This window comes from Microvirga makkahensis (assembly GCF_009830105.1).
Taxonomy (GTDB): domain Bacteria; phylum Pseudomonadota; class Alphaproteobacteria; order Rhizobiales; family Beijerinckiaceae; genus Microvirga; species Microvirga makkahensis.
In genome coordinates, this window is the sequence record NZ_WURB01000003.1 from 34,888 (window position 1) to 58,215 (window position 23,328).

Sequence of the window (23,328 nt, forward strand, 5' to 3'; positions counted from 1 at the left end):
CGGCGCGACGCACGATTCAGAGAACGTCATCGGGAAACCCGGCCTTCGGGCCGGCCCCGGCCGGGGCCGGCTCCCGCCGCGCCTTCACGGGCGAGCATTGCATTTTCGGTCTGGCCATCTTCCAAAGGCGGGATTGCCGTAGGGTTCGAACCTTGCCAGAAGAGGAAACTCCCACTTCTTGCTGTCCAGCCTCGTATCAGGAGCCTGCGATGTCCGACCTGATCGGGCTCTTCAACCTGCTTGCCCCCTTCTTCGGACTGATCGGCCTCGGCCTATTCTGCGGCAAGCTCGTCAGGCAGCCGGAGAGCGGTCTGGCATGGATGCAGTTCTTTCTGATTTACGTGTCGCTGCCATGCCTGTTCTTCCGCCTGATCGCGGATAAGCCCCTGGACCAGCTCGCCAACTGGGCTTTCATCGCCGGCACGACCCTTTCCACGGCCTGCGCCTTCCTCCTGTCCGTCGCGGCGGGCTGGCGCCGCGCGAAGGATCTGCCGCAATCCGTGATGCAGGGCGTTGCAGGCTCCTATTCCAATATCGGCTACATGGGTCCGCCATTGATCCTGGCGGCCATCGGCCCTGCCGCGAGCGCGCCGGTCGTTCTGATCTTCGTCTTCGACAGCCTGTTCCTGTTCTCCGTCGTCCCTCTGCTCATGTCCGTGGCCGGGGTCGAGAAGCTCAACTTGGCCCCTACCATTCGCCGGATCCTCTGGCGTATCACGACTCATCCCTTCAACGTGGCGACAGCCCTCGGCATCACCGCGAGCTATCTTCACCTGGAACTTCCTGGCCCCGTCAATCAGATGGTCACCTGGCTTTCGGGCTCCGCAGCACCATGCGCGTTGTTTCTGCTGGGAGTCACGGTGGCCATGCGACCTTTGCGCAACGTGCCCGGCGAGGTGCCTGCTCTGGTCGCCATCAAGCTGGTCCTGCATCCGCTGCTGGTCTGGGTGGTCCTTTCGGCGATCGGGGATTTCGGGGCGACCTGGACCTATGCCGCCATGGTGATGGCCGCGCTGCCGCCCGCCTTGAACATCTTCGTGATTTCGACCCAGTACAATGTCGGCGTAGAGCGTGCATCTGCCTGCGTTCTCATCGGAACGCTGGCGTCGATCGTGACCCTGACGGGGGTGCTCTACCTCACCACCAAGACCGGCATCGTCCCCTACGACCTTTTCCCTTAAGCGCCCGCGGCGTCCTGCATGAGGCGGGGCGCACCCATATGGGGCAGAACGCCTTCCCGCATGACCGCACGGCGCAGGAAGCCCACCTTGCCGAGAGCCAGGAGGCCGGCCCCTCTCAGAAGGTCGGCGGGCAGGAGACCCGTCAGGAGCGTACGATTGAGCCCGTCCACGGCGGCGGTCCGCAGGCGCACATCGAGATCGCGGCTGCGCTGATACTGGCGCACGGTTTCCGGCGTCCCGGGATCGCGCCCGTCATCGAAGGCATCCACGACCGCATCCCTCAGGGAGGCCACGTCGCGGAAACCGAGATTGAGACCCTGCGCACCGATGGGCGGAAAGACGTGAGCCGCTTCGCCCACGAGCGCCAAGCGGGGGGCTCCATAGCGATTGACGGATAGCCCGGTCATCGGGACGACCCCGCGCGGCCCGACGATGCGCATGGCGCCCATGAGCGACTGGGCCTGGCGTTCGATGACGAGCGCCAGGGCTTCGTCGTCCAGTTTCGAGAGCCGTTCGGCTTGCTTGGGACTCATGACCCAGACGAGGCTCGAGCGCCTGCCAGGGAGGGGAACGAGGGTGAAGGGGCCGTTCCGGGTATGGAATTCGGTGGAGGTTTCCCGGTGCTCCCGGTCATGGGCCAGGATCGCGGTCAGGGCCGTCTGGGGATAAGACCAGGTTTGAGCCTCGATCCCGGCGATCTGCCGCAGCCTGGAATTGCGCCCGTCGGCCGCCACTGCCAGATTCACCTCGATCTCGGAACCGTCGGCCAGGGTCAGCACGCCCCTATCCTCCGAAGCCTGGAAGCCCGTGGCATGCTGCGGGAGGATCGTCAGGTGGTCGAAGGACCGGGCCGCCCCGGCCAATCTTTCGACGAGGGTTGCGTTCTCGATGTTCCAGCCGAAAGCGTCCAGGTCAATCTCCCGGGAAGAAAACGACACCGGCGGGGGGCGAAAGAGGCTGCCCGTATCGTCGATGATCCGCATCGTTTCCAGCGGAGCCGCTTCGGAAACCAGGGATGGCCATACGCCGAGCGCCCTCAGGAATTGTACGGAGCCATTCAGAAGGGCGACGGTCCGCCCGTCGCGCCGCGCGTCAAGGCCGCCGATTAGAACCGTCTCGAAGCCGTCCCGCGCAAACGCCAGGGCCGCGCTCAGGCCGACCGCTCCGGCGCCGACAACCGCGATGCTATAACTTTTCATGGTCAGGATATTCCCGTCAACTGATGCCCGACGGCTTGCCGACTCACAATAATCCATGGATTCGCCATTGCCGACCTGTGTGGCGCATCCCTATGATCGTTATCCAAGGTTCTTATCGAGCCAATCTCCACTTCATCAGTTCAGAGTCGCTTGCGTGAAGGCAGACGTATCATCATCTGGGCCGCCCCTTGTCGAGCTTAAAGGGATCAGCAAGCGTTATGGCGACCTGCTCGCCAATGACGGGATCGATCTGTCCATCGAACCGGGTGAAATCCACGCTCTGCTCGGCGAGAACGGGGCCGGCAAGTCGACGCTCGTCAAGATCCTGTACGGTGTCATCGAGCCCAGCGCGGGCGAAATCCTCTGGGAAGGCAGGCCCGTCGCCATCGGCTCCCCGGTCGAGGCGCGGGCGCTCGGCCTCGGGATGGTGTTTCAACATTTTTCCCTTTTCGACGAGATGACCGTCGCCGAAAACATCGCGGTGGCGCTTTCCGGAGAATGGAGCCTTGCCACGGTTCGCGGCCGCTTGAGCGAGATCAGCCGCACATACGGCCTCGTACTCGATGCAGACCGGGCGGTCTGGACGCTCTCCGCGGGCGAGCGGCAGCGCATTGAGATCGTCCGCTGCCTCTTGCAGAATCCGCGCCTGCTGATCCTCGACGAACCGACCTCGGTTCTGACGCCTCAGGAGTCGGAGCATCTTTTCGTCACCCTCGACAAGCTCTCGGCCGAGGGCTGTTCGATCCTCTACATTTCCCACAAGCTCGAAGAGGTGCGCCGCCTCTGCCGCCGCGCCACGATCCTGAGGGCCGGGCGCGTGGTGGCGACCATCGATCCGCGGGCGAGCACCGCCCGGGAGATCGCGGCGCTGATGGTCGGCAGCGAGGTCGGAGAGATCCGCACCGATGCCCCCCATGTGCCTCAGGAGGAGGTCCTGCGGGTGGACCACCTCGGCATGCCGCCGGCGGGGCTTCACGGACAGGCCCTGAAGGACATCAACCTCGTGGCGCGAGCCGGCGAGGTGGTTGGGATTGCCGGGGTTGCGGGCAACGGGCAGAGCGAGCTGTTCGCTGCGCTCTCCGGCGAGAGGCTGGCCGAGAGAGCCGATGCCATCGCCATCGCGGGTCGGGCCTGCGGAACGGCGGGGATCGATGCCCGCCGTCGCCTTGCCGCCGCCTTCGTTCCCGAGGAACGCCTGGGCCATGCGGCCGCCCCGACGCATCGCCTGAGCGAGAACACGCTGATCTCCCATGCGGCGACGGAAGTCAGCCGGTCCGGGTTCATTCTTGTCAGCGCCGCCAAGCGGCTGGCCCGCTCGATCATCAAGAGCTTCGATGTGCGCACGCCGGAAGGCGATCCGCAGGCACGCAAGCTCTCGGGCGGCAACCTGCAGAAATTCGTGATCGGCCGCGAGATCATCCGCAAGCCGAAGCTGCTGGTGGTCGATCAGCCCACTTGGGGCGTGGACGCCGGTGCCGCGCGCCTGATCCGACAGGCTCTCGTGGATCTGGCACGTGAGGGCAGCGCAGTCGTGGTGGTCAGTCAGGATCTCGACGAGTTGTTCGAGGTGGCCGACCAGATGGCCGTGATTCATCAAGGGCGCCTGAGCCCGCTGAAGCCCATCGGCGAATGGACCAGGGAGGCGGTCGGCCTTGAAATGCTAGGCGTGGCTCAAGCTCAGGGGGGCGCTCATGCGGTTTGAACTGATGCCCCGTACCAGCGTCTCACCCGTTGCGCGGGCTCTCGCGCCGGTCGTGGCTTTCATCATTTCGTTCCTCATCGCGGGCTTCGTGATCTGGCTCATGGGCCGTTCGCCCATCGCAGCCTTCGACGTCTACGTGCTTCAGCCCCTGAGCGACCCCTGGTCCTTGCAGGAGCTGCTCGTCAAGGCGACGCCGATGGCCCTTATCGCGATTGGCCTGTCCTATTGCTTTCGCGCCAATCTCTGGAACATCGGCGCCGAGGGGCAATACGTCATGGGGGCCGTCCTCGGCGGCTGGCTTGCCCTGAATACCCACGGGACGGAAGCGGGCTTCTGGGTGCTGCCGCTCATGCTGACCCTCGGCATTATCGGCGGCGCGCTCTACGGCCTCATACCGGCCTTTCTGAAGACCCGCTTCGGTGTCAACGAGATCCTGACCAGCCTCATGCTGGTCTATGTGGCGCAGCTTGCGCTCGACTACCTCGTGCGCGGCCCGTGGCGCGACCCGAAGGGCTTCAATTTCCCGCAATCGGTCACCTTCGATCCGTCGGCGACGCTGCCTCCCATCCTGGAGAGCGGCCGGGTGCATTACGGCTTCGTCTTTGCGGTGATCGCCGTCCTCGTCACGGCCGTGATCCTTGGACGGACCCTTTTCGGCTATCGTTTGAAGCTTACGGGCGATGCGCCCCGCGCCGCGCGGTTCGCGGGCTTCAACTCCAGCGCGACCACCATGACGGTGTTCGCGGTTTCGGGCGGACTTGCCGGGCTGGCCGGCATTTCGGAGGTCTCGGGCCAAATCGGCCAGTTGCAGCCGTCGATCTCACCGGGCTACGGCTTCACCGCTATCACGGTCGCCTTCCTGGGACGGCTCAACCCGCTGGGTATTCTCGTCGCGGCGCTCGTTGTGGCTCTTACCTTCATCGGGGGAGAGAGCGCGCAGATCCTGCTGAAGCTTCCGCTCGACCTCACGCAGGCATTCCAGGGCATCCTGCTGCTCTGCGTTCTGGCCGCGGATGCTCTGGTGAGCTACCGCATTCGTCTCGTGACACGGGGAGGGGGCAAGTGACCACTTTCGAGGCCATTCTGCTCACCATCGTAACGGCGTCGACGCCGCTTCTGATCGCAGCCCTCGGCGAACTCGTGACCGAGCGTTCCGGCGTGCTCAACCTCGGCGTCGAAGGCATGATGGCCATGGGCGCAGCGTGCAGTTTCGCCGCCGCCGTGAGTTTCGATTCAACTCTCGTCGGTGTCCTCGCCGGAATGACGGCGGGCGCCCTGATGGCGGCCCTTTTCGCGCTGGCTGTGCTGGGTTTCGCGGCGAATCAGGTCGGCTCCGGACTGGCGCTGACGATCTTCGGGCTGGGATTGTCCGGGTTGATCGGAGCTCCGTTCGTCGGTGCCAGGCGCGACCCCGTCGCGCCTGTCGACATTCCGGGCCTAAGCGATATCCCCTATATCGGCCGCCTCTTTTTTGAGCAGGATCTGTTCGTCTACGCTTCTTTCGCATTGACGATCTTGATCGCGCTTTATCTGACGCGAACCCGTTCAGGCCTGACGCTCCGTTCGATCGGAGAGAACCACACCTCGGCCAATGCCCTGGGCCTGCCGGTCCTGCGCGTGCGCTTTCTGGCCATTCTGTTCGGCGGCGCCTGCGCCGGTCTGGCGGGAGCCTATCTTGCCCTCGTCTATACGCGCTTCTGGTCGCCCGGCATGACCGCGGGCCGCGGCTGGATCGCTCTTGCGCTCGTGGTGTTCGCCGCATGGCGGCCCGGCTGGCTCTTGATCGGCGCCTATATTTTCGGGGCGGCGACGGTCCTGCAGCTGCACGCGCAGGCGGCTCAGTTCGGCGTCCCGTCTCAGGTGCTGTCGGCCGTACCTTACCTTGCCACCATTCTCGCCCTCCTGCTCCTCTCCCTACGCCACGGCAGGGCGGTCGGAGCGCCGGGGTCCTTGGGGACGCCTTTCGTGCCTGACCGGTAGGCATTCTGATGAGATTGTGAGCAGAACCATTCTTGCCAGACGTTCTCAGACCTGCAAATGGATGTCTAGGAACCTAACCTCGGGGGACGAGCATGTTTTCACGGAAACTCTTCGGAGCTTTGGCGGGCGTGGCGGTTGCCGCTCTGTCTGCAAGCGGCGCCATGGCTCAGGCGAAGGACAAGATCAAGGTCGGCTTCATCTATGTCGGACCGGTGGGCGACCATGGCTGGAGCTATCAGCACGATCAAGGCCGCCAGGCCATGGTCAAGGCGCTCGGCGACAAAGTGGAAACCACGTTCGTCGAGAGCGTGCCGGAGGCCGATTCCGAGCGTGCCATCGAGCAGCTGGCCCGCACGGGCCACGATCTGATCTTCACGACCTCCTTCGGCTTTATGGAGCCGACCCTGAAGGTCGCCAAGAAATACCCGAAGATCAAGTTCGAGCACGCCACAGGCTTCAAGCGCGCTCCGAACGTCTCGACCTACGCTGCGAAGTTCCATGAGGGCCGCTACATTATCGGCCAGATCGCGGGCAGGATGACCAAATCCGGCGTGATCGGCTATGTCGGCGCCTTCCCGATTCCGGAGGTGATCGCGGGCATCAACGCGTTCTATCTCGGCGCTCAGTCCGTGAACCCGGACGTGAAGATCAAGGTGGTGTGGGCCAATACCTGGTATGATCCGGCGAAGGAAGGCGACGCCGCCAAGGCTCTGCTCGACCAGGGCGTGGACATGCTGGCCCAGCACACGGACAGCCCGGCTCCGATCCAGGCGGCCGAGGCGCGCGGTAAGTTCGGCTTCGGCCAAGCCTCCGACATGGAGCGCTTCGCTCCGAAGGCCCAGCTGACCGCCATCATCGACAACTGGTCCGATTACTACATCGCCCGCGCCAAGGCCGTCCTGGACGGCACCTGGAAGTCGGAGGACACCTGGGGCGGTCTGGCCGAGAACATGGTGATCATGTCGCCCTACAAGAACATGCCCGACGACGTGAAGAAGATGGCCGAGGAGACCGAGGCCGCGATCAAGTCCGGCAAGCTCAACCCCTTCAAATGCCCGGTCTACGGCCAGGACGGCAAGGAAATCGAGTGTAAGGGCAACGGCGCTCTGTCCGACGAGCAGGTTCTCGGCATGAACTTCTACGTGAAGGGAATCGAGGACAAGATCCCGCAATAAGCGAGGTCTCGAAGCGAGCTACGAAAGGCAGCCAAGCGAGTGGCTGCCTTTTTTCATTGGGGCAACTATAATTCCAGCATGCGACAAGCTGGAGGCAGTGAATGGCTGACCGGGAAGCGATCCGAATGAAAGACTCCGATGTCCTGATCGTTGTCGACGTCCAATACGACTTCCTGCCCGGCGGTGCGCTCGCCGTGCCGGACGGGGATGCGGTGATCGGGCCGATCAACCGGTTGTCCAATGTCTTTCGAAACGTCGTGCTCACACAGGATTGGCACCCACGGGGACACGCCTCCTTCGCTTCCAGCCATCCCGGCAGGCAGCCCTTCGGCATGATCGAGCTGGCCTATGGGCCGCAGGTGCTTTGGCCCGATCATTGTGTTCAGGGCACTGCTGGAGCGGAGATATCCCGTGATCTTCGCGTTCCGCACGCGCAGCTCATCATCCGCAAAGGCTACAATGCGGGCATCGACAGCTATTCGGGCTTCAGGGAAGCGGACCGCAGGACGTCAACGGGTCTCGAGGGCTATCTCAGGGAGCGGGGCTTCAGGCGCGTGTTCTGCGCCGGTCTCGCCCTCGATTTCTGCGTTGCCTGGACGGCCATCGACGCGGCCGCTGCGGGCTTCGAGACGCTTCTGATCGAAGATGCCTCGCGGGCGATCGACACGAACGGGTCGCTTGGGATGGCCCGTCAGGAACTGGCCGCCGCTGGCGTTCATATGATTGCGAGCGGTCAAATCGCCCCATAGACGACCGCTCCTTTGTCATGGCCGGGTTCCTCCCGGGCTCCCGAACCGAAGAGCGCTGCGTTTCGGGCAATCGGGGTCACCGGCACAGGTCCGGTGATGACGTAGGCCTATTGCGTCGCGCTGGGTCTCAAACCACAGTCCCGTGCAGATCGTATTCGTCGGAACTTTCGATCTTCACGTTGACGATCTCGCCCGGCTTCAACGGGGTCTTGGAGGCCACGTAGACCACGCCGTCGATCTCTGGCGCGTCGTACTTGGTGCGGCCCGTCGCGACCGTCGCGCCCTGCTCGTCGACGATGACCGGAAGAATCTTGCCGACGCGGTTCTTCAGCAGCCTCGCGCTCACCTGCTGCTGCGTCTGCATGAAACGGTGCCAGCGCTCCTCCTTTACCTCGTCCGGAACGGCACCCGCGATGTCGTTGGCGGGGGCGCCCTGCACAGGCTCGTACTGGAAGCAGCCGGCACGGTCGATCTTCGCTTCCTGCAGCCACTGCATCAGATAGTCCACATCCCCCTCCGTCTCGCCGGGGAAGCCGACGATGAAGGTGGAGCGGATGGCCAGATCCGGGCAGATCTCGCGCCACTTCCTGATCCGGTCCAGGGTCTTCTCCTGATTGCCCGGCCGGCGCATGGCCTTGAGCACGCCCGGCGAGGCATGCTGGAACGGGATGTCGAGATAGGGAAGGATCTTTCCCTCCGCCATGAGCGGGATGATCTCGTCCACGTGCGGATAAGGGTAGACGTAGTGCATGCGCACCCACATGCCGAGCTCGCCCAGCTCCTTGCCGAGTTCGTAGAAGCGGGTGCGAACCTCGCGGTCTTTCCACAGGCTCGGCTGGTATTTGATATCGAGGCCGTAGGCGCTGGTGTCCTGCGAGATCACCAGCAGTTCCTTCACGCCCGCCCTGGCCAACTTCTCGGCCTCGCGCAGGACGTCACCGATGGGACGGCTGACGAGATCGCCGCGCAGTTTCGGGATGATGCAGAAGGTGCAGCGATTGTTGCAGCCTTCGGAGATCTTCAGATAGGCGTAGTGGCGCGGCGTCAGCTTCACGCCCTGCGGCGGTACGAGATCGACGAAGGGATCGTGCGCGGGAGGGGCGGCCCGGTGAACGGCCGACACCACGGATTCATAGGCCTGCGGCCCGGTGATCGCGAGAACGTTCGGGAAGTGCTCGCGGATCTGCTCGGGCTCGGCGCCCATGCAGCCGGTCACGATGACCTTGCCGTTCTCCGCCATCGCCTCGCCGATGGCTTCCAGCGACTCCGCCTTGGCGCTGTCCAGGAAGCCGCAGGTGTTGACGATGACCACGTCGGCCCCGTCATGCTCCTTGGTCAGCTGATAACCTTGAGCGCGCAGCTGCGTGATGATGCGCTCGGAATCGACCAGGGCCTTCGGGCAGCCCAGGGACACGAACGAGACTTTCGGTGCGGGAGCATTCATCCGCAGAATTCCACTTTTAGAGGCAAGGAGGACATCGGGAGGGGGCCGTAGCGAGATTTCGGTGCGAAATCATGGCAAGCCAGCCTGCGATCTGAAGCATTGCGCAAGCGGGCAGGCGTGCTGCGAGCCGAAGGCTCGGACGCTACGTGATGACCTTCTCAAAACGATGTCGCGCCTGGCGCAGGCGCTCTGGGTAAGGGAGCGCGCGACCAAGGCGCGGGAATGCCATACTACAGCGAACCCGTGTTTACAACACCAGCCTGCCGGGACGCCCGTGGACGGCCATGTGCTAAGCGATTGAATGGCCTCGTTTGTTCAGCCGCGTCAATGGGCCATGAGGATGGAGACGCCCGAAGTCGAGAGGGCGTTGCGGGTGGCTCCGCCGGCAGTCCATTGCCGAGTCCTGGAGTGTCCATACCCGCCCGTCACGATCAGGTCCGCGGAGCTTCTCCGGGCCTGATCGAGGACGACCTCGCTGACATCCCGGTTTCCGCTATGCACGATGCTCACTTCAATGGGAACTCCGAAGCCCTGGATCTGGACATCCATGATTGGAAGATACAGCGTACGGCTCTTCGCTTCTTGGGCTTTGGATGAGCGGGTCCTACCTTCTTGCCAATCGCGGCGGCAGGGCGCATCTGAGGCTGCGTACGGAATGGAGAAATGCCGATGACGAAGAACTATATTGCGGGCGAATGGGTTGCTGCGTCCGAGGCGACCCCGAACCTGAACCCGTCGAACACCAATGACGTGATTGGCGAGTTCGCCCGTGCCTCGGCGGCGGAGGCGGAGCGCGCCATTGCGGCGGCCTATGATGCCTTCCCCGCCTGGGCCCATTCCTCCATTCAGACCCGTCACGACATTCTCAAGGCCGTGGGCGACGAGATCCTCGCCCGCAAGGAGGAGCTCGGGCGCCTGCTCTCCCGCGAGGAGGGCAAGACCCTGCCGGAAGGCATCGGCGAGGTCACTCGGGCCGGCCAGATCTTCCACTTTTTCGCGGGGGAATGCCTGCGCCTGGCCGGCGAGAAGCTGCCCTCGGTGCGCCCGGCCCTGGATGTCGAGATCACCCGCGAGCCGGTGGGTGTGGTCGGTCTCATCACGCCCTGGAACTTCCCGATCGCGATTCCGGCCTGGAAGATCGCGCCGGCGCTCGCCTATGGCAACACGGTGGTATTCAAGCCTGCCGAGCTGGTGCCGGGCTCGGCCCATGCGCTTTGCGAGATCATCATCCGGGCCGGCGTGCCGGCGGGGGTGTTCAACCTGGTCATGGGCCAGGGCTCGGTGGTGGGCGAGGCCATGCTGCAGAGCCCGAAGGTGGCGGCGATCTCGTTCACCGGCTCGGTGCCCACCGGCCGCCGCGTGGCCCAGACCTGCATCACGGCCGATCCGATGAAGAAGGTCCAGCTTGAGATGGGCGGCAAGAACCCGATGGTGGTGCTCGACGACGCCGACCTGAAGGTGGCGGTCGAGTGCGCCGTCAACTCGGCCTTCTTCTCCACCGGCCAGCGCTGCACCGCCTCCTCGCGCCTGATCGTGACGCAAGGCATCCACGACCGCTTCGTTGCGGCGATGCAGGAGCGGATGCGCGGGCTGGTGGTGGACGATGCCCTCAAAAGCGGCACCCATATCGGCCCGGTGGTGGACCAGAGCCAGCTCGATCAAGATCTGAAATACATCCGCATCGGCCAGGAAGAAGGCGCCAAACTCGCGGCGGGCGGCGAGCTGCTCAAGCGTGATGCGCCCGGCTTTTATCTCTCTCCGGCGCTGTTCACGGAGGTGGACAACCGGATGCGGGTAGCGCGCGAGGAGATCTTCGGGCCTGTGGCGACGGTGATCCAGGCGAAGGACTATGACGAGGCGCTGGAGATCGCCAACGACACGCCGTTCGGCCTGTCGTCGGGCATCTGCACCACGAGCCTGAAATACGCCAGCCACTTCAAGCGCAACGCGGAAGCCGGCATGGTGATGGTCAACCTGCCGACGGCGGGGGTGGATTACCATGTTCCGTTCGGCGGCCGGAAGGGCTCGAGCTACGGCCCGCGCGAGCAGGGCCGCTATGCGCAGGAGTTCTACACCACCGTCAAGACCGCCTACACCTTCGACGGCAACGGACCATACGTGCCGAAGACCACGTCCAGCGAGTGACCGCCGGAGGTACCAACACTGCGTTGCAGAACCTTCTGGCTCTGCAACGCCAAGATTGCCCCAGATCAGGACGATAATCCCATGACCCAGACGAATTACGGCTCGCTGAAAGACAAGACGGTCCTCATCACCGGCGGCGCCAGCGGCATTGGCGAGAGCATCGCGCGCTCTTTTCATGCACAGGGCAGTCAGGTCGCCATCCTCGACTACAATGCAGAAGCGGGTGAGGCTCTGGCGAGAGAGCTCGGTCGGAGGGTTCATTTCGAGCACAACGACGTTCGGGATATTCCGGCGCTCCAGGCGGCGATCCGTCGCGCGAGCGACGCCTTGGGCCCAATCACCATCCTCGTCAACAATGCGGCAAGAGACGATCGTCACAGCATCGACGAGGTCACGCCGGAATATTGGCGCGAGCGTTTCGCCACGAATCTCGACCACCAGTTCTTCGCCGCCCAGGCCGTGTTGCCGGATATGGAGAAGGCAGGAGGGGGTTCGATCATCAACATGGGCTCCACGAGCTACATGGTGAGTGACGATTCCTTCGCAGCCTATAAGACCGCAAAATCCGCCGTAGTGGGATTGACCCGTGCACTGGCACGTGAACTCGGATCGAAGAATATCCGCGTCAACTGCATTGTGCCGGGCTGGATCATGACGCCGCGCCAGATCGACCTGTGGCTCACCCCCGAAGGTGAGAAGGAACTACTGAAGCGCCAATGCGTCAAGCGCAAGCTCGTGCCTCAGGATGTTGCAAATTTCGCTCTCTTCCTCGGCTCGGACGATTCCAGCGCCATGTCCGCCCAGACTTACCTTGTAGACGGCGGTTGGGTCTGAGAAAAAGGAGTACAATCGTAACGACAGGCGACTTTCGCAGCCCTCCGGCAAGCCTCCCACAAGCATACCGCCTCATGATCTCCCTCAAGGACGGAATCGCCAAACGGGGGAAGGCATGACGGCTTTATTGGCATTCGCAGTGGTTGCCGCGATGACCGCTCTTATCGTGCCGCCGGTCTTCAGGGTCTTGACGCTCGATCGCGAGGCTAGAATGGAGCTGAAGGGCAACAGGATCGCTTTCGCGCCCGAATAGTCGCCAGAGCCGCAGAATCCTGTGGAAAGCGACCGGAAGCAGAAGCGTTTGGGGCATGAGGGGCGCACGCCAGCGCCCGTTTCGCAGGTACGCTAAAGCTCGATGGCGATAGACAAATTGGTGACCTCATACTGCGCATTCGCTGCTCTCGCGAAGCGCATCGGCCCGGGTGTTCCTCGCCCTAAGGGGAGCGTATCCGAATTCTCGCCGCAGGACGGACCGCTCAATCGGCATCCAGGCTGATGCGATCCCTGGTCCAGTTCCATACCGTGTAGAGAGCGCCGTTGCGATCAAGGACATAGACGTTCTGTTGAGCCGACGCACCCGCCCGATAGGCGGAGGTTACGGCGAACTTCAGCGCGGTGGTGCGAAAGTAAAAAGCACCCAGATCCCGGCCTCGGTGAAGAACAGACCAGCGCCTGTCTCGGTATGCAACACAGTAAGCTTCGTGGGGCATTCAGGCTCCTCCGAAGTGGTTTAGTCATCAAACAATGTCGGGCTTTGCTAACCGCCGCCGTCGCGCGACGCAACCCGTTAGCCACACTTATTTAGCCTCGGCGGGTTAAGGATTCGTAGGCCGGAGGGGTGTCTTGAACCTGCGACGGGCTCAAACACGCACAACATTGAGCGCGAGGCTCAAAAAGCCGATTCCCACGAGCAGCACGAAAAGATCGCAGATCTTCGCGAGAGCGTCGGTCCCGGGATGTGTGTTTCGGTCGGACATGACACTCTGTTAACCAAATCAGTTCAGATTCTGCAATGATGCTTAAGCTTAGTGCTCTGGCTTTCCTACTGGACCCTCTGGATTTTCAGGCGGACGGGGGCTCCTGACAGACATCGACCCAGTTCGCCCCTACCAGATCGGCCATGCGTTCAGGGCAGATCTTCACCGCCGCGTGGATCGATCCGGCGGCGGGTACGACCTCGTTGAATGCCTTAAGTGAAATGTCGCAGTAGACCGGCAGGGGGGTTGCAAGGCCGAACGGGCAGACACCCCCGACCGGATGTCCGGTGAGAGAGCGAACCTGTTCCTCATTCAGCATCGATGCCTTTCCGCCGAAGGTGGCCTTGACCTTGCGGTTGTCGAGGCGAGCATCGCCTCTGGTAACGATCAGGAAACTGCGCTCCCCCACGCGAAGGGAGAGGGTCTTGGCGATCCGCCCGGGCTCGACGCCGTGAGCTTCCGCCGCCTGAGCGACCGTGGCGGTGCTCGCCTTCATCTCGATGATCTCGATGTCCGGCGCATTCTGCGAGAAAAACGCACGTACGGATTCAAGGCTCATTGATGCCGAACTCCATGATGTGAAAGAGCGCGTGCAGAGATACACAATGTATCGTGCGAAAGGAAGTGCACAGCGCATGTCTCATGAGATAAAGTTACATCAGCCGTTTCCGCCTCGTGATGAGCGGGACAGGGAGGCTGAACGATCATCGACGGGAGAGCCCGCTTCGGCTCGTACCGACGCAAAGCCGCAATGCCCTCAATCTGCCGCAGCGACGCTGTCGATCTGCCCGAGACGCTGCAATGTCGCCATGTCGAGTTCTCTGGTTACAGGAAGGCCGTTCTTGTATTGAAATTCCTCGATGGCCTGGCGAGTGCTCGGACCCATGACGCCGTCCGCGGCAAGGGGACCATAGCCGAGTTTGGTGAGCGCCTTCTGCGCAGTTGTAACGAATACCTTCTCGGGATGATCGAGAGTGGTTATCGAACCTGTCTCGGAGACGTTTGGCTGAGAGAGCTTGACGTTTCCGTCGCTCTCGCCGCCCCGGCTTGGCCGGGGCTGCGCCTGCAAAATGCTACGACGTTGCGACAAGTCGTCGATTTCCTTTCGCAATGCGGCTACCTGAGATTGGAGGGCGATCAGATCCGCTTTTGCGGCTGCCGCGACCTCGCGTTCGTGCAGCAACTGCATCTGGCTTTGTGCAAGAGTGGAAACCTGCTCCCTGAGATCCCGCTCGACCCTGTCAGAGCGTCGGTAGGAGACAAACCACGTTCCCCATCCTGAGGCAGTGCCGATGGCAAGCGCCAGGATGATGATACGGCTGAATGTCCTCTGCTCTGACCTGTACCTCGGCGACATCATTTCTCCTCATGTTGCTGGCGCGGTGCCACGGAGCCACACTCAGAACGGATCAATGGGGCTTGGAAGTGGCGATGCGACGGGGGCAAGGAATAGGATGGCACCCTCATATGCATTCGACAGGTAAGGCAAACGTTAAGGAGGCAATCGGCTGCGGCGGGAAGGATCCGCAAGATCTCCATTCTCACGGATCAGGGGCGATCAAGGTCATGGTTTGACCACGATTATCTCTAGGTTGTCGCGAGAACGGTTTTCACCAATCCAGATCTGAACGTTGAAGGAAGCACCGTGAATCCGAAGTCGAGAGGGTTGTCTCTCAGCTCCAAGCGCATCGTTGTTTTTGTTTTGGCACTTGCGGGGATCGCAGGGTGGGGCGCGTATGTCCACTCGTCCCTGACCTACGCAGAGCTGGAAGAGCAGGTTCGCACGCAATCTTCCGCTCTCCAGGATTATCAGGCTAGGTTCGCGGCACAGCGCCAGAAGGCTGAGGAGAGTGCCGAGCAGATTGAGACCTTGCGGAAGGAACTCTCGGTTGCCCGATCGGAGATGCAGCGCATCAAGGCGGACGCTGAGGCTGAACTTGTGAAACTGCGAGAGCAATTGGCGGCTGCTCCGCAGCAGGACTTGTCTCTTTCTGCAGGAGTTGCGCCCGAAGTCTTGCGCATCAAGCCGAGGCCTACAAAGCAGGATATAGTGGCGGCACAAGAGGCGCTGACGCAGCTCCGTTTTGGGGAGCTCAAGGCCGACGGCGTGATCGGAGCATCGACGCGGCAGGCAATCGAGGATTTTCAGCGTGCCGCCGGACTCGAGGTCACGGGTGAGCTCCAGGCCCAGACGCTTCTGGCCCTGACACGGGCCGCAAAGGTCATGGCGGCGCAGGCCGAGAGACCTGAGTAGGTTTCTCAAGGCACAATAGGGGGATCCCCGTTCGCGCGACGCGCCGGCCGGCAATGAGCGCCACACCATGTTCACAAGCAGTTGATATGGTCATAAGCTCTTGTGTCAAAGGACTAATTTGTGCGGCTCGCCCATCGATGGAGCTCGTCGGTCCCGAAATTTACCAATGAGTAACCTCGCCTTGGAAGGTTGCGGCCTCCTGCAACCACCAAGGCGAGTATCTCGTAGATGAAAATCACAAGCACGGCCCTTGCAATCGTCGTCCTCTCGAGCACCTGCGCGCTTGCGCAGAGCCCTCGCATGCTTGGTTCGAACGAAAGCTGGAGTGCTTGGAAAACCAGGGAGAGAAATGCTTCTGCCTGCTATGTGTTTTCCGACGCAATATCAAAGAAGCCCGAGCGTCTCGATCATGGACGTGTGACCCTGTTCGTCCGCCTGCTTCGTCGCGGCAAGGCTCGAACCGAAGCCAGTCTGCAGGCCGGTTACGAATTCGCGCCTGTTTCGATCCGCGTTAGGGTGGATGGCAAGAACTTCAATTTGATTCCGCGAGGCAAATACGCTTGGCTGCGCCGAGCCGAGCGGGAGGCCGAGTTCGTTCGCGCCCTTCAGAAGGGACGTACTGCGAGCGTCGAAGCGACATCGCGGCGCGGCAATAAAACGACGTACAGTTTCTCGCTCCGGGGCTTCACCGCCATGATGCGCAAGGCGCGGCAGGGCTGCCGGTAATCCGCGAGCGTCAAAAGAGACGTTTCTCAATCCGGCCGAGGGTGTACGGCCGGCGGTGGGCGAGGCTGCAGGAAACTGCATCATCCGGGGGGATTTGCTCCCCGGCGCCTCTCCCACGGAGGCTGCGATGAACGTCCCGCAGCACGACGAGCACCAGAAGGCCGTGACAACGAGGGTCGAAGGTCGATGCAAGCGCCGCAACGCAGCAGGGTGACCTTGGAGCATGCACGGTTGGCCGACCGCCAGGAATCTCTTGTGCTCCGACGCGGCGGGTCCTCGCTTCAGCCTAGGGGGCGATCAGCTGTGCGGGCAGGAACGTCGTGAATGCTGCTGCCGTCTCCTGAACAATGCCGTGCCGCACGTGGTCTGCTGAATTGGACGCAGGAGGAACTGGCGGAGCGTGCTTATGTCTCGCGCAGCACCGTCCGCAACATCGAGAACGGGCGACACTCTTTGCATCCTGTGATTGGCATCCTGTGATTGCGGCTCAGGTCGTAGCTGCGATCGAATGTGGCGGGGCGCTGTTGATCCCGTCCGGAGAGGCAGGTCCCGGCGTGCGGCTGCGCGAACCTTCTGGCTAGAGTTGCTTCCACTGCCGCAAAGACATCCTCCTTCTTTCCGGCACGTTCCGCCGGCGAAGCGGAACCGCTTCTCCGAAAGGTGCTCCAGGCGCTCTCCAGCCATCTGCCGGAGAAGCGCGGAACTGTTCGAGGACGCGGCTTGCGCTGCCCGTGACCAGTTCAGGTTCGTCTATCCATTCTCAGGTGGAGGCGATCCGTCCCCGGCATCTGCCGGAGGGACGTCCGTGCTGCCTGCGATGCGGTCCCGGTAAAGCGCGGCTCGGACCAGGAGCAACAGGGTGACCGGAGTGGTCAGAGTGACGAATATCGCGATCAGGATCTCGTGGGTCACGGGACGGGCCTCGAGCACGCTGAAGAAGAGCGCCGATCCCATCAGGATGCAGGCCATTCCCAGAGTCGTGCCGAGAGTCGGGGCATGTACGCGAGCATAGAAGCTGCCGAGGCGCACGAGACCGATGGACCCGATCAGGGTGACGCCGGCCCCCGTTAGCACGAGAAAGGCCGTCAAAAGGGCGGCCCAGACTGGCAATTCACCGGTCGTGCTCATTCAATGACCTCGCCGCGCATAAGGAATTTAGCAAGTGCCACAGTCGCCACGAAGCCCACGAGGCCGATGATGAGAGCGGCCTCGAAGTAGAGCCTGTCGGAAACGCGGATCCCAAACGTCAGAAGCATCAGCATCGCAATGACGTAGAGCGCCTCCATGCCCAGGATACGATCCTGCGCTCTCGGACCGAAAACAAGCCGGTAAGTGGCGCAGCACATGGCAAGGCCGAGCATGACTTGGGCCGCAAGAATCGACCAAGCAAGAACGGGGGCGCTCATTCGAAGATCTCCATCAGCAACCGTTCGTACCGACCTTTGATGGTGCGGATCCATACGGTCTTGTCCACCAAGTCGAGGACATGCAGCAGCAGCACGCTTTTCGCGGGATCGTAGTTCACCCAAATCGTGCCGGGCGTCGAGGTGATGATGATGGACAGGACCGCAAGTCCGTGGCGACTGCGCATATCGAGCGGTATCGTCATGAAGCCCGCATTCGCGCCAGGCTCCTGCGGGTGAACGATGATCCGCCCAACTGCGATATTCGACCGGAAGATGTCTATCAGCACCACGGCCATCAGATGCAGCGCCGCCATGGGGCGGCGGATTCCAGGCTTCCCGGGCCGCAGAGCTGCCATCGCCCAAGAGGCGACTATAGAAAGCACGCTTCCTAGAACCAGGTGACCAGGCGAGATCGACTGATTCAGCAGAAGCCAGAGCAGGAGGAGGACGGCTGAGAGCAGGGGAAAGGGCAAAAGCCAGCTCATGGGCTCCTCTCCTCTCCAGGTGCTCCAGCCTCATGGGCCGGGAGCACTCCTGTTACGTAACTTTGAGGAGACCAGAGAGCCTGTGTCGTGGCCTGCATGTAGTGCATCGCCGGGCCCCCTCCGACGGATAGACAAAGGCAGAGCAGGAGAAGGGCGAGCACCGGAGCCATCTCGATGATGCCGACACGGGGTACGCTGTCATCGATGCGGGCCCAAAAAGAGGTGATGCCGGTTCGAGTCATGGCGATCAGGGTCGCGAGTCCGGATAGAGTCAGAAGGGCGATCAATACCCAGGTCGACGCGCGGATCGTTTCGTCGCTTTTCAGCATCGCTGCCATCATGCCGAACTTCGCGATGAACCCGGACAGGGGCGGCAACCCTGCGAGAAGGAGGGCGCATGCGATGAAACTGCCGCCGAGGAGCGCAATCGTGGCGGGAATGGCGACACCCACTTCCTCTTCGATGAAATCGTCGTCGTCGCCATAGGCTTCCATCGTGACAGCAAGCACGTCGGCGCCGGGATCGCGCATTCGTTCCACCAGTTCGACCAGCAGGAAGAAGGCGGCGATCGCCAATGTGGAGCTGACCAGATAAAACAGCGCCGGGCCGATGACTGCGGCGCTTCCGGTACCGAGAGCTCCGATGAGAGTTCCGGAGGAAACGAGAACGCTGCACCCGGCGAGGCGCGGGATGGATTGTGATGCCAGGACTCCAACGGTGCCGAAGAGGATCGTCAACATGCCCGCCAACAGCAGCCAGTCTCCACCGAAACCTGCCAGCAGGCCCGCATCCGTGCTGAACATCAGCGTCCAGATGCGCAAGATCACATAGACCCCGAGCTTGCTCATGATCGCGAACATGGCCGCGGCAGGAGCAGAGGCGGCCGCATAGGTCGTTGGGAGCCAGAAATTCAGGGGCCAGATCCCTGCCTTCATCAGGAAGGCGGTGCCGAGAATGGCCGCGGCGGTCGCCAGAAGGGCCGCGTCGCCCGATGCAAGGGCGGGTATGCGCCTGGCCAGATCCGCCATATTGAGAGTGCCCGTAACGCCATAGGCAAGGCTTGCACCGATGAGGAAGAGCAAGGAGGCTGTTAGATTGATGGCGATGTAGGCAAGCCCCGCCCTGACGCGGAGGGTCCCGGCGCCGTGCAGGAGAAGTCCGTAGGACGCGGCGAGCATCACTTCGAAGAAGACGAAGAGATTGAAGAGATCGCCGGTCAGGAACGCACCGTTGAGCCCCATGAGCTGCAGCTGGAAGAGAGTATGGAACCTCGGTCCCGCCCGATGCCAGCGCGCCAGGGAATACACGAGCGATGCAATACCCAGCACGCTCGTCAGCGTGAGCATCAATGCCGAGAGGCGATCCAACACGAGCACGATGCCGAACGGAGGGGGCCAGTTCCCGAGCCAGTACACTCTCAAGAATGAGGCGGGCGTGTCCGCCGGGGATGCGTCCGCCATCCCCAGCAGAATGATGGAGACGATCAGAAGAACGACTGTCGTCGCAATCCCGATCCCGCCTTTCAGGGCACGGCGCCGCTCATCGAGGAGGAGCATCACGGCGCCTGAAATCAGCGGCAGCAGGATCGGAATGATGATCAGATGCTCGGCCAAGCCCATCATTGCGGATCCTCCCGCCCGTCGACGTGATCGGTTCCTGTGAGGCCGCGAGAGGCCAGCAGGACGACCAGGAACAGGGACGTCATCGCGAAGCTGATCACGATCGCGGTAAGGACCAGGGCCTGGGGAAGCGGGTCCGCATAGAGTGCAGGGACGGCGGCATCAGGGCTCTTGAGAATAGGGGCCGCTCCGATCCGCAAACGACCCATGCCGAAGATGAAGAGGTTCACCGCGTAGGAGAGCAGGGAAAGACCGATGATGACCTGGAACGTGCGCGGACGCAGCAGAAGCCACACTCCCGAAGATGTCAGGACTCCGACCGCAAGCGAAAAAACGAGTTCCATCATGCGTCCTCCTGCACGACTGCGGGCTTCCGGTCGGACAGCGGTGGGCGAGCCGCCCGCGGGCTTCTGACCGATTGGTGCGCCAAGGCGATCAGGATGAGCACCGTGGCACCCACCACCGTCGCGAAGACCCCGAGATCGAATAGGAGAGCGGTGGCGGCGGGCATTTTTCCGATAAGGGGCAACTCCAGGTACCGGAAATGTGATGTAAGGAACGGGTGTGCGAACACCCAAGCGCCGAGGCCCGTGAAAGCCGCGCAGAGGAGCCCCAAACCCATCCAGCGGATCGGCAGAACCCGAAGGCGCGCTTCGATCCACCGGGTTCCGCCCGCCATGTATTGGAGGACGAGGGCGATCGACATCGTGATCCCGGCCGCGAATCCTCCACCCGGCAGGTCGTGGCCGCGAAGGAAGAGATAAATCGCGACCATGCCAATGACCGGAAAGAGCCATTGCATGATGATCCCAGGGACGGTGAGATAGTCGGAGAGAGTGTCGCCGAGCGCACGTTCCGGTGCCGTACGGTCATAGGCGTCCTGCCTCTGCTGCTGCTCCGGTGCTTGAACGCTTTCTTGAGCAGGACGAAACCGGCGCAACAGCGAGAAGACGGTGATCGCCACCACGGCGAGCACGACGATCTCACCGAAAGTATCAAAGCCACGGAAGTCCACCAGGATGACGTTCACGACATTCCGGCCACCGCCTTTGTCGTAAGAGTTTTCGACGAAGTAGCGCGATACGGCGTCAGGAAGCGGTCGCGTGAGCAGCGCGTAGACGATCAGCGAGATGCCGGCTCCGGCTGCAATGGAAAGGGTCAGATCTCGGGCGCGGCGCATTCTTGCCCGGAACCCGGCGGTCAGGCCTTCGCCTGAAATTTCGATGCGCTTCGGCAGCCAGCGCAACCCGAGCAGAAGCAGTACGGTTGTGACGATTTCGACGAGGAGCTGCGTGACGGCGAGGTCAGGAGCAGAGAACCAGACGAAGGTGATGCAGGTGACAAGGCCCGCTCCACCCATCAGCACGGTGGCTGCGAGGCGGTGATACTTGGCCTGGTGCGCCGCGCCGATGGCGGACAGGCCGCCGACGACCCAGAGGAGGAGGAAGGCCGGATCGAACTCCGTTCCTGCGTGATGGCCCGCTTCAAACCCGTGCTGGTAGAGCGGCCACACTGCCGCGAGGACCGCGAAGGCCACGAGTAGCCGCAGCTGCGGCTGGAGCCGCTGGGTTCCCAGCACGCGTTCGACGGATCTCGCGCCCCGCCAGGAAACAGCGACCAGAACACGCTCGAAGATGCGCTGTCCTTTGAGACGGCGCATCAGGGGAGGGCCTTCGATTCCTTTTGCCAGGTGTGCTTGCAGAAGCCAGTACATGAGAATGCCGCCCACGAGAGCGATCACGCTCATGAGCAGGGGCTCGTTGAAGCCGTGCCACACGGCCAGACTGTAATAGGGTGTATCCGGCCCAAGGACGGATCTCACTGCCGCCGAGAGAAACGGCTTGATAGTCAAAGCCGGCAGGATGCCGACAAGAAGGCATATCAGCACCAGAAGCTCGATGGGAAAACGCATCCAGTGCGGAGGCTCGTGTGGCGTGCGGGGAAGGTCCGTCGCGGGCTCGCCGAAGAACACGCCGTGAATGAAGCGCAGGGAATAGGCCACGCTGAAAGCGCTCGCCATCATGGCGAAGTATGGCAAGGAATGATCGAGGAGCGAGTCGACGTGAAAGGCCGCGGCCTCGGCAAAGAACATCTCCTTGGACAGGAACCCGTTGAGCAGGGGCACGCCGGCCATGGCGGCCGCCGCGACCATGGCCAGGGTCGCTGTCACCGGCATATGTCGGAGCAGTCCGCTCAATCGGCGGATATCTCTTGTGCCGGACTCGTGATCGATAATTCCGGCGGCCATGAACAGCGAGGCCTTGAAGGTCGCGTGGTTCAGGGTGTGGAAGATCGCCGCGACCGCCGCCAGCGGACTCCCCAGCCCCAGGAGGAGCGTGATGAGGCCCAAATGGCTGATAGTGGAGTAGGCGAGGAGGCCCTTGAGATCCTGCTGGAAGATCGCTGCATACGCCCCCAGGAGAAGGGTGCAGAGGCCTGCAGTGACCACGATGTAGAACCAAGCCTCCGTACCTGAGAGCACGGGCCAGAGCAGAGTGAGGAGGAATACGCCTGCCTTCACCATCGTGGCAGAGTGGAGATAGGCCGAAACCGGCGTGGGCGCGGCCATGGCGTGCGGCAGCCAGAAGTGAAATGGGAACTGTGCGCTCTTTGTGAGGGCGCCAAGCAGGACCAGGATCAGAGTGGGCAGATAGAGATCGCTGCTGCGGATGAGTGCGCCGGAGGCGAGAACGCGATCCAGGTCGTAGCTGCCGACGATATGACCGATCAGGAGAATTCCGAGGAGAAGGCACAACCCGCCGGCGGCCGTTACCGTCAACGCCATGCGCGCCCCTTCGCGCGCGCTGGCACTATGATGCCAATAGCCGATGAGCAGGAAGGAAAAGAGGCTGGTCAACTCCCAAAAGAAGACCAGCTGAATCAGGTTGCCGGACAGCACGATGCCCAGCATTGCACCCATGAAAGCGAGCAGCAGAGCGAAGAAGCGCGGTACCGGATCGGCCGCAGACATGTAGTAACGCGCATAGAGCGCGACTAGAAAGCCGATGCTCACGACCAGCATGGCAAAGAGCCACGTGAAACCGTTCATCCTCATGGTGAAATCGAGACCCAGTGCCGGCACCCAATCCGTTCTGAGGCGCAGCACTCCGCCATCTTTCACTTCAGGATACTGGAAAGCCGTCAGGACGGTGGCGCACAGCGCGATGCTTCCCGCCAGGAAAGCCGCACCGTTCCGGGCATCCTGCCGTAAGAAGGCAGCGATGAAACTCCCTACGAAGGGAAGAAAAACGATGACCAGGAGGAGTGTTCCACTGGACATAGGTTGTGCGATCTCCTTCCTGACGGGGAGCCTGAGTGAAACTCTATAGGGGTGATATGTCGCCCAATATGGTTAACTGGAAGGTGCGAAAGCAAGGGCATTGCAGGATAAAATCTGACATCCCGGCGGAACAGGTCGCCAGCCCTCAGGGGACGAGCGCGTCTGTTCGCGC

The 23,328-nt window shown here is 62.4% G+C and carries 23 protein-coding genes and 1 pseudogene; 12 read left to right on the forward strand and 12 right to left on the reverse strand.

Annotated elements, in window-relative coordinates; translation table 11 throughout:
* The first annotated feature begins 209 nt into the window (after positions 1 to 209).
* Entirely contained in the window at positions 210 to 1,181 is a 972-nt protein-coding gene (locus tag GR328_RS04995) for an AEC family transporter (RefSeq protein ID WP_160883429.1), read from the forward strand.
* Here GR328_RS04995 and GR328_RS05000 read toward each other — a convergent pair.
* Positions 1,178 to 2,380 carry a UbiH/UbiF family hydroxylase gene (locus GR328_RS05000; protein WP_160883430.1) on the reverse strand — a complete coding sequence of 401 codons (1,203 nt, stop codon included), beginning with the start codon at positions 2,378 to 2,380 and terminating at the stop codon, positions 1,178 to 1,180. The two genes, GR328_RS04995 and GR328_RS05000, sit on opposite strands and share 4 nt — an antisense overlap.
* Before the next feature lie 154 nt (positions 2,381 to 2,534).
* On the opposite strand from GR328_RS05000, the gene GR328_RS05005 reads away from it, so the two are divergent.
* The 5 genes from GR328_RS05005 (at position 2,535) to GR328_RS05025 (ending at position 7,986) form a co-directional block, all read left to right on the forward strand.
* Positions 2,535 to 4,082 carry an ABC transporter ATP-binding protein gene (locus GR328_RS05005; RefSeq protein WP_343039289.1) on the forward strand — a complete coding sequence of 516 codons (1,548 nt, stop codon included), beginning with the start codon at positions 2,535 to 2,537 and terminating at the stop codon, positions 4,080 to 4,082.
* Complete coding sequence (locus GR328_RS05010) at positions 4,072 to 5,148, forward strand: ABC transporter permease (RefSeq protein WP_160883432.1); 1,077 nt, start codon at positions 4,072 to 4,074, stop codon at positions 5,146 to 5,148. Before GR328_RS05005 ends, GR328_RS05010 begins: the two co-directional genes overlap by 11 nt.
* Positions 5,145 to 6,062: an ABC transporter permease subunit gene (locus GR328_RS05015; protein ID WP_160883433.1), complete on the forward strand. Its 918-nt coding sequence runs from the start codon at positions 5,145 to 5,147 to the stop codon at positions 6,060 to 6,062. Before GR328_RS05010 ends, GR328_RS05015 begins: the two co-directional genes overlap by 4 nt.
* Before the next feature lie 92 nt (positions 6,063 to 6,154).
* Positions 6,155 to 7,237, forward strand: coding sequence for a BMP family ABC transporter substrate-binding protein (locus GR328_RS05020; RefSeq protein ID WP_160883434.1), 1,083 nt, complete (start codon positions 6,155 to 6,157; stop codon positions 7,235 to 7,237).
* 125 nt (positions 7,238 to 7,362) lie between these two features.
* The gene (locus tag GR328_RS05025) at positions 7,363 to 7,986 is read left to right on the forward strand and encodes a nicotinamidase (protein WP_160883435.1); all 624 of its coding nucleotides are present in this window, start codon (positions 7,363 to 7,365) and stop codon (positions 7,984 to 7,986) included.
* Positions 7,987 to 8,113: 127 nt separating this feature from the next.
* On the opposite strand, the gene rimO is transcribed toward GR328_RS05025, so the two are convergent.
* Both rimO and GR328_RS05035 read right to left on the reverse strand, forming a co-directional pair.
* Positions 8,114 to 9,430: a 30S ribosomal protein S12 methylthiotransferase RimO gene (gene rimO / locus GR328_RS05030; RefSeq protein WP_160883436.1), complete on the reverse strand. Its 1,317-nt coding sequence runs from the start codon at positions 9,428 to 9,430 to the stop codon at positions 8,114 to 8,116.
* A 324-nt stretch (positions 9,431 to 9,754) separates the two neighbouring features.
* Positions 9,755 to 9,940, reverse strand: coding sequence for a universal stress protein (locus tag GR328_RS05035; protein ID WP_160883437.1), 186 nt, complete (start codon positions 9,938 to 9,940; stop codon positions 9,755 to 9,757).
* Positions 9,941 to 10,093: 153 nt separating this feature from the next.
* On the opposite strand from GR328_RS05035, the gene GR328_RS05040 reads away from it, so the two are divergent.
* From GR328_RS05040 to GR328_RS05050, 3 genes are all read left to right on the forward strand, one after another.
* A complete protein-coding gene (locus GR328_RS05040; RefSeq protein ID WP_425487014.1) occupies positions 10,094 to 11,575 on the forward strand; it encodes an aldehyde dehydrogenase family protein in 1,482 nt (493 codons plus the stop codon).
* A gap of 81 nt (positions 11,576 to 11,656) precedes the next feature.
* The gene (locus GR328_RS05045) at positions 11,657 to 12,409 is read left to right on the forward strand and encodes an SDR family NAD(P)-dependent oxidoreductase (RefSeq protein WP_160883439.1); all 753 of its coding nucleotides are present in this window, start codon (positions 11,657 to 11,659) and stop codon (positions 12,407 to 12,409) included.
* 115 nt (positions 12,410 to 12,524) lie between these two features.
* On the forward strand, positions 12,525 to 12,662 hold the full coding sequence (locus GR328_RS05050) for a hypothetical protein (protein WP_160883440.1): 138 nt from the start codon (positions 12,525 to 12,527) through the stop codon (positions 12,660 to 12,662).
* A gap of 223 nt (positions 12,663 to 12,885) precedes the next feature.
* On the opposite strand, the gene GR328_RS05055 is transcribed toward GR328_RS05050, so the two are convergent.
* From GR328_RS05055 to GR328_RS28180, 3 genes are all read right to left on the reverse strand, one after another.
* Positions 12,886 to 13,119 carry a hypothetical protein gene (locus tag GR328_RS05055; RefSeq protein ID WP_160883441.1) on the reverse strand — a complete coding sequence of 78 codons (234 nt, stop codon included), beginning with the start codon at positions 13,117 to 13,119 and terminating at the stop codon, positions 12,886 to 12,888.
* 352 nt (positions 13,120 to 13,471) lie between these two features.
* Positions 13,472 to 13,945: a YbaK/EbsC family protein gene (locus tag GR328_RS05060; RefSeq protein ID WP_160883442.1), complete on the reverse strand. Its 474-nt coding sequence runs from the start codon at positions 13,943 to 13,945 to the stop codon at positions 13,472 to 13,474.
* A 198-nt stretch (positions 13,946 to 14,143) separates the two neighbouring features.
* A complete protein-coding gene (locus tag GR328_RS28180; protein ID WP_343039290.1) occupies positions 14,144 to 14,575 on the reverse strand; it encodes a peptidoglycan-binding domain-containing protein in 432 nt (143 codons plus the stop codon).
* Between the two features lie 456 nt (positions 14,576 to 15,031).
* Here GR328_RS28180 and GR328_RS28185 point away from each other — a divergent pair, with 456 nt between their 5' ends.
* The 3 genes and pseudogenes from GR328_RS28185 to GR328_RS26825 all read left to right on the forward strand — a co-directional run.
* Complete coding sequence (locus GR328_RS28185; RefSeq protein ID WP_160883444.1) at positions 15,032 to 15,640, forward strand: peptidoglycan-binding protein; 609 nt, start codon at positions 15,032 to 15,034, stop codon at positions 15,638 to 15,640.
* A gap of 300 nt (positions 15,641 to 15,940) precedes the next feature.
* A complete protein-coding gene (locus tag GR328_RS05075; RefSeq protein WP_246215723.1) occupies positions 15,941 to 16,366 on the forward strand; it encodes an invasion associated locus B family protein in 426 nt (141 codons plus the stop codon).
* A gap of 324 nt (positions 16,367 to 16,690) precedes the next feature.
* Positions 16,691 to 16,825: pseudogene (locus GR328_RS26825) on the forward strand (helix-turn-helix transcriptional regulator); the annotation flags it as partial.
* Between the two features lie 291 nt (positions 16,826 to 17,116).
* Here GR328_RS26825 and mnhG read toward each other — a convergent pair.
* The 6 genes from mnhG to GR328_RS05110 are packed head-to-tail and all read right to left on the reverse strand — an operon-like array spanning position 17,117 to position 23,156.
* Positions 17,117 to 17,494: a monovalent cation/H(+) antiporter subunit G gene (mnhG, locus tag GR328_RS05085; RefSeq protein WP_160883447.1), complete on the reverse strand. Its 378-nt coding sequence runs from the start codon at positions 17,492 to 17,494 to the stop codon at positions 17,117 to 17,119.
* A complete protein-coding gene (locus GR328_RS05090; protein WP_160883448.1) occupies positions 17,491 to 17,772 on the reverse strand; it encodes a K+/H+ antiporter subunit F in 282 nt (93 codons plus the stop codon). The genes mnhG and GR328_RS05090 overlap by 4 nt, the downstream gene beginning before the upstream one ends.
* A complete protein-coding gene (locus GR328_RS05095) occupies positions 17,769 to 18,257 on the reverse strand; it encodes a Na+/H+ antiporter subunit E (protein WP_160883449.1) in 489 nt (162 codons plus the stop codon). The genes GR328_RS05090 and GR328_RS05095 overlap by 4 nt, the downstream gene beginning before the upstream one ends.
* Positions 18,254 to 19,879, reverse strand: coding sequence for a monovalent cation/H+ antiporter subunit D (locus GR328_RS05100; protein WP_160883450.1), 1,626 nt, complete (start codon positions 19,877 to 19,879; stop codon positions 18,254 to 18,256). Before GR328_RS05100 ends, GR328_RS05095 begins: the two co-directional genes overlap by 4 nt.
* The gene (locus GR328_RS05105) at positions 19,876 to 20,220 is read right to left on the reverse strand and encodes a Na+/H+ antiporter subunit C (RefSeq protein ID WP_160883734.1); all 345 of its coding nucleotides are present in this window, start codon (positions 20,218 to 20,220) and stop codon (positions 19,876 to 19,878) included. Before GR328_RS05105 ends, GR328_RS05100 begins: the two co-directional genes overlap by 4 nt.
* Positions 20,220 to 23,156 (reverse strand): monovalent cation/H+ antiporter subunit A, encoded by a 2,937-nt coding sequence (locus GR328_RS05110; RefSeq protein WP_160883451.1) that lies wholly within the window; start codon positions 23,154 to 23,156, stop codon positions 20,220 to 20,222. Before GR328_RS05110 ends, GR328_RS05105 begins: the two co-directional genes overlap by 1 nt.
* Between the last annotated feature and the right edge of the window lie 172 nt (positions 23,157 to 23,328).

What these genes read in the sequence shown, in the direction of transcription:
- GR328_RS05040 (WP_425487014.1), top strand. Translation starts at nt 10,094, where the DNA reads ATGCCGATGACGAAGAACTATATTGCGGGCGAATGGGTTGCTGCGTCC.
- GR328_RS05010 (WP_160883432.1), top strand. Translation starts at nt 4,072, where the DNA reads ATGCGGTTTGAACTGATGCCCCGTACCAGCGTCTCACCCGTTGCGCGG.
- GR328_RS05090 (WP_160883448.1), bottom strand. Translation starts at nt 17,772, where the DNA reads ATGAGCGCCCCCGTTCTTGCTTGGTCGATTCTTGCGGCCCAAGTCATG.
- GR328_RS05055 (WP_160883441.1), bottom strand. Translation starts at nt 13,119, where the DNA reads ATGCCCCACGAAGCTTACTGTGTTGCATACCGAGACAGGCGCTGGTCT.
- GR328_RS05060 (WP_160883442.1), bottom strand. Translation starts at nt 13,945, where the DNA reads ATGAGCCTTGAATCCGTACGTGCGTTTTTCTCGCAGAATGCGCCGGAC.
- GR328_RS05045 (WP_160883439.1), top strand. Translation starts at nt 11,657, where the DNA reads ATGACCCAGACGAATTACGGCTCGCTGAAAGACAAGACGGTCCTCATC.
- GR328_RS05105 (WP_160883734.1), bottom strand. Translation starts at nt 20,220, where the DNA reads ATGGAACTCGTTTTTTCGCTTGCGGTCGGAGTCCTGACATCTTCGGGA.
- rimO (WP_160883436.1), bottom strand. Translation starts at nt 9,430, where the DNA reads ATGAATGCTCCCGCACCGAAAGTCTCGTTCGTGTCCCTGGGCTGCCCG.
- GR328_RS28180 (WP_343039290.1), bottom strand. Translation starts at nt 14,575, where the DNA reads ATGCAGTTGCTGCACGAACGCGAGGTCGCGGCAGCCGCAAAAGCGGAT.
- GR328_RS05000 (WP_160883430.1), bottom strand. Translation starts at nt 2,380, where the DNA reads ATGAAAAGTTATAGCATCGCGGTTGTCGGCGCCGGAGCGGTCGGCCTG.
- GR328_RS05020 (WP_160883434.1), top strand. Translation starts at nt 6,155, where the DNA reads ATGTTTTCACGGAAACTCTTCGGAGCTTTGGCGGGCGTGGCGGTTGCC.
- GR328_RS05075 (WP_246215723.1), top strand. Translation starts at nt 15,941, where the DNA reads ATGCTTGGTTCGAACGAAAGCTGGAGTGCTTGGAAAACCAGGGAGAGA.
- GR328_RS04995 (WP_160883429.1), top strand. Translation starts at nt 210, where the DNA reads ATGTCCGACCTGATCGGGCTCTTCAACCTGCTTGCCCCCTTCTTCGGA.
- GR328_RS05100 (WP_160883450.1), bottom strand. Translation starts at nt 19,879, where the DNA reads ATGATGGGCTTGGCCGAGCATCTGATCATCATTCCGATCCTGCTGCCG.
- mnhG (WP_160883447.1), bottom strand. Translation starts at nt 17,494, where the DNA reads ATGAGCACGACCGGTGAATTGCCAGTCTGGGCCGCCCTTTTGACGGCC.
- GR328_RS05025 (WP_160883435.1), top strand. Translation starts at nt 7,363, where the DNA reads ATGAAAGACTCCGATGTCCTGATCGTTGTCGACGTCCAATACGACTTC.
- GR328_RS05050 (WP_160883440.1), top strand. Translation starts at nt 12,525, where the DNA reads ATGACGGCTTTATTGGCATTCGCAGTGGTTGCCGCGATGACCGCTCTT.
- GR328_RS05095 (WP_160883449.1), bottom strand. Translation starts at nt 18,257, where the DNA reads ATGAGCTGGCTTTTGCCCTTTCCCCTGCTCTCAGCCGTCCTCCTCCTG.
- GR328_RS05110 (WP_160883451.1), bottom strand. Translation starts at nt 23,156, where the DNA reads ATGTCCAGTGGAACACTCCTCCTGGTCATCGTTTTTCTTCCCTTCGTA.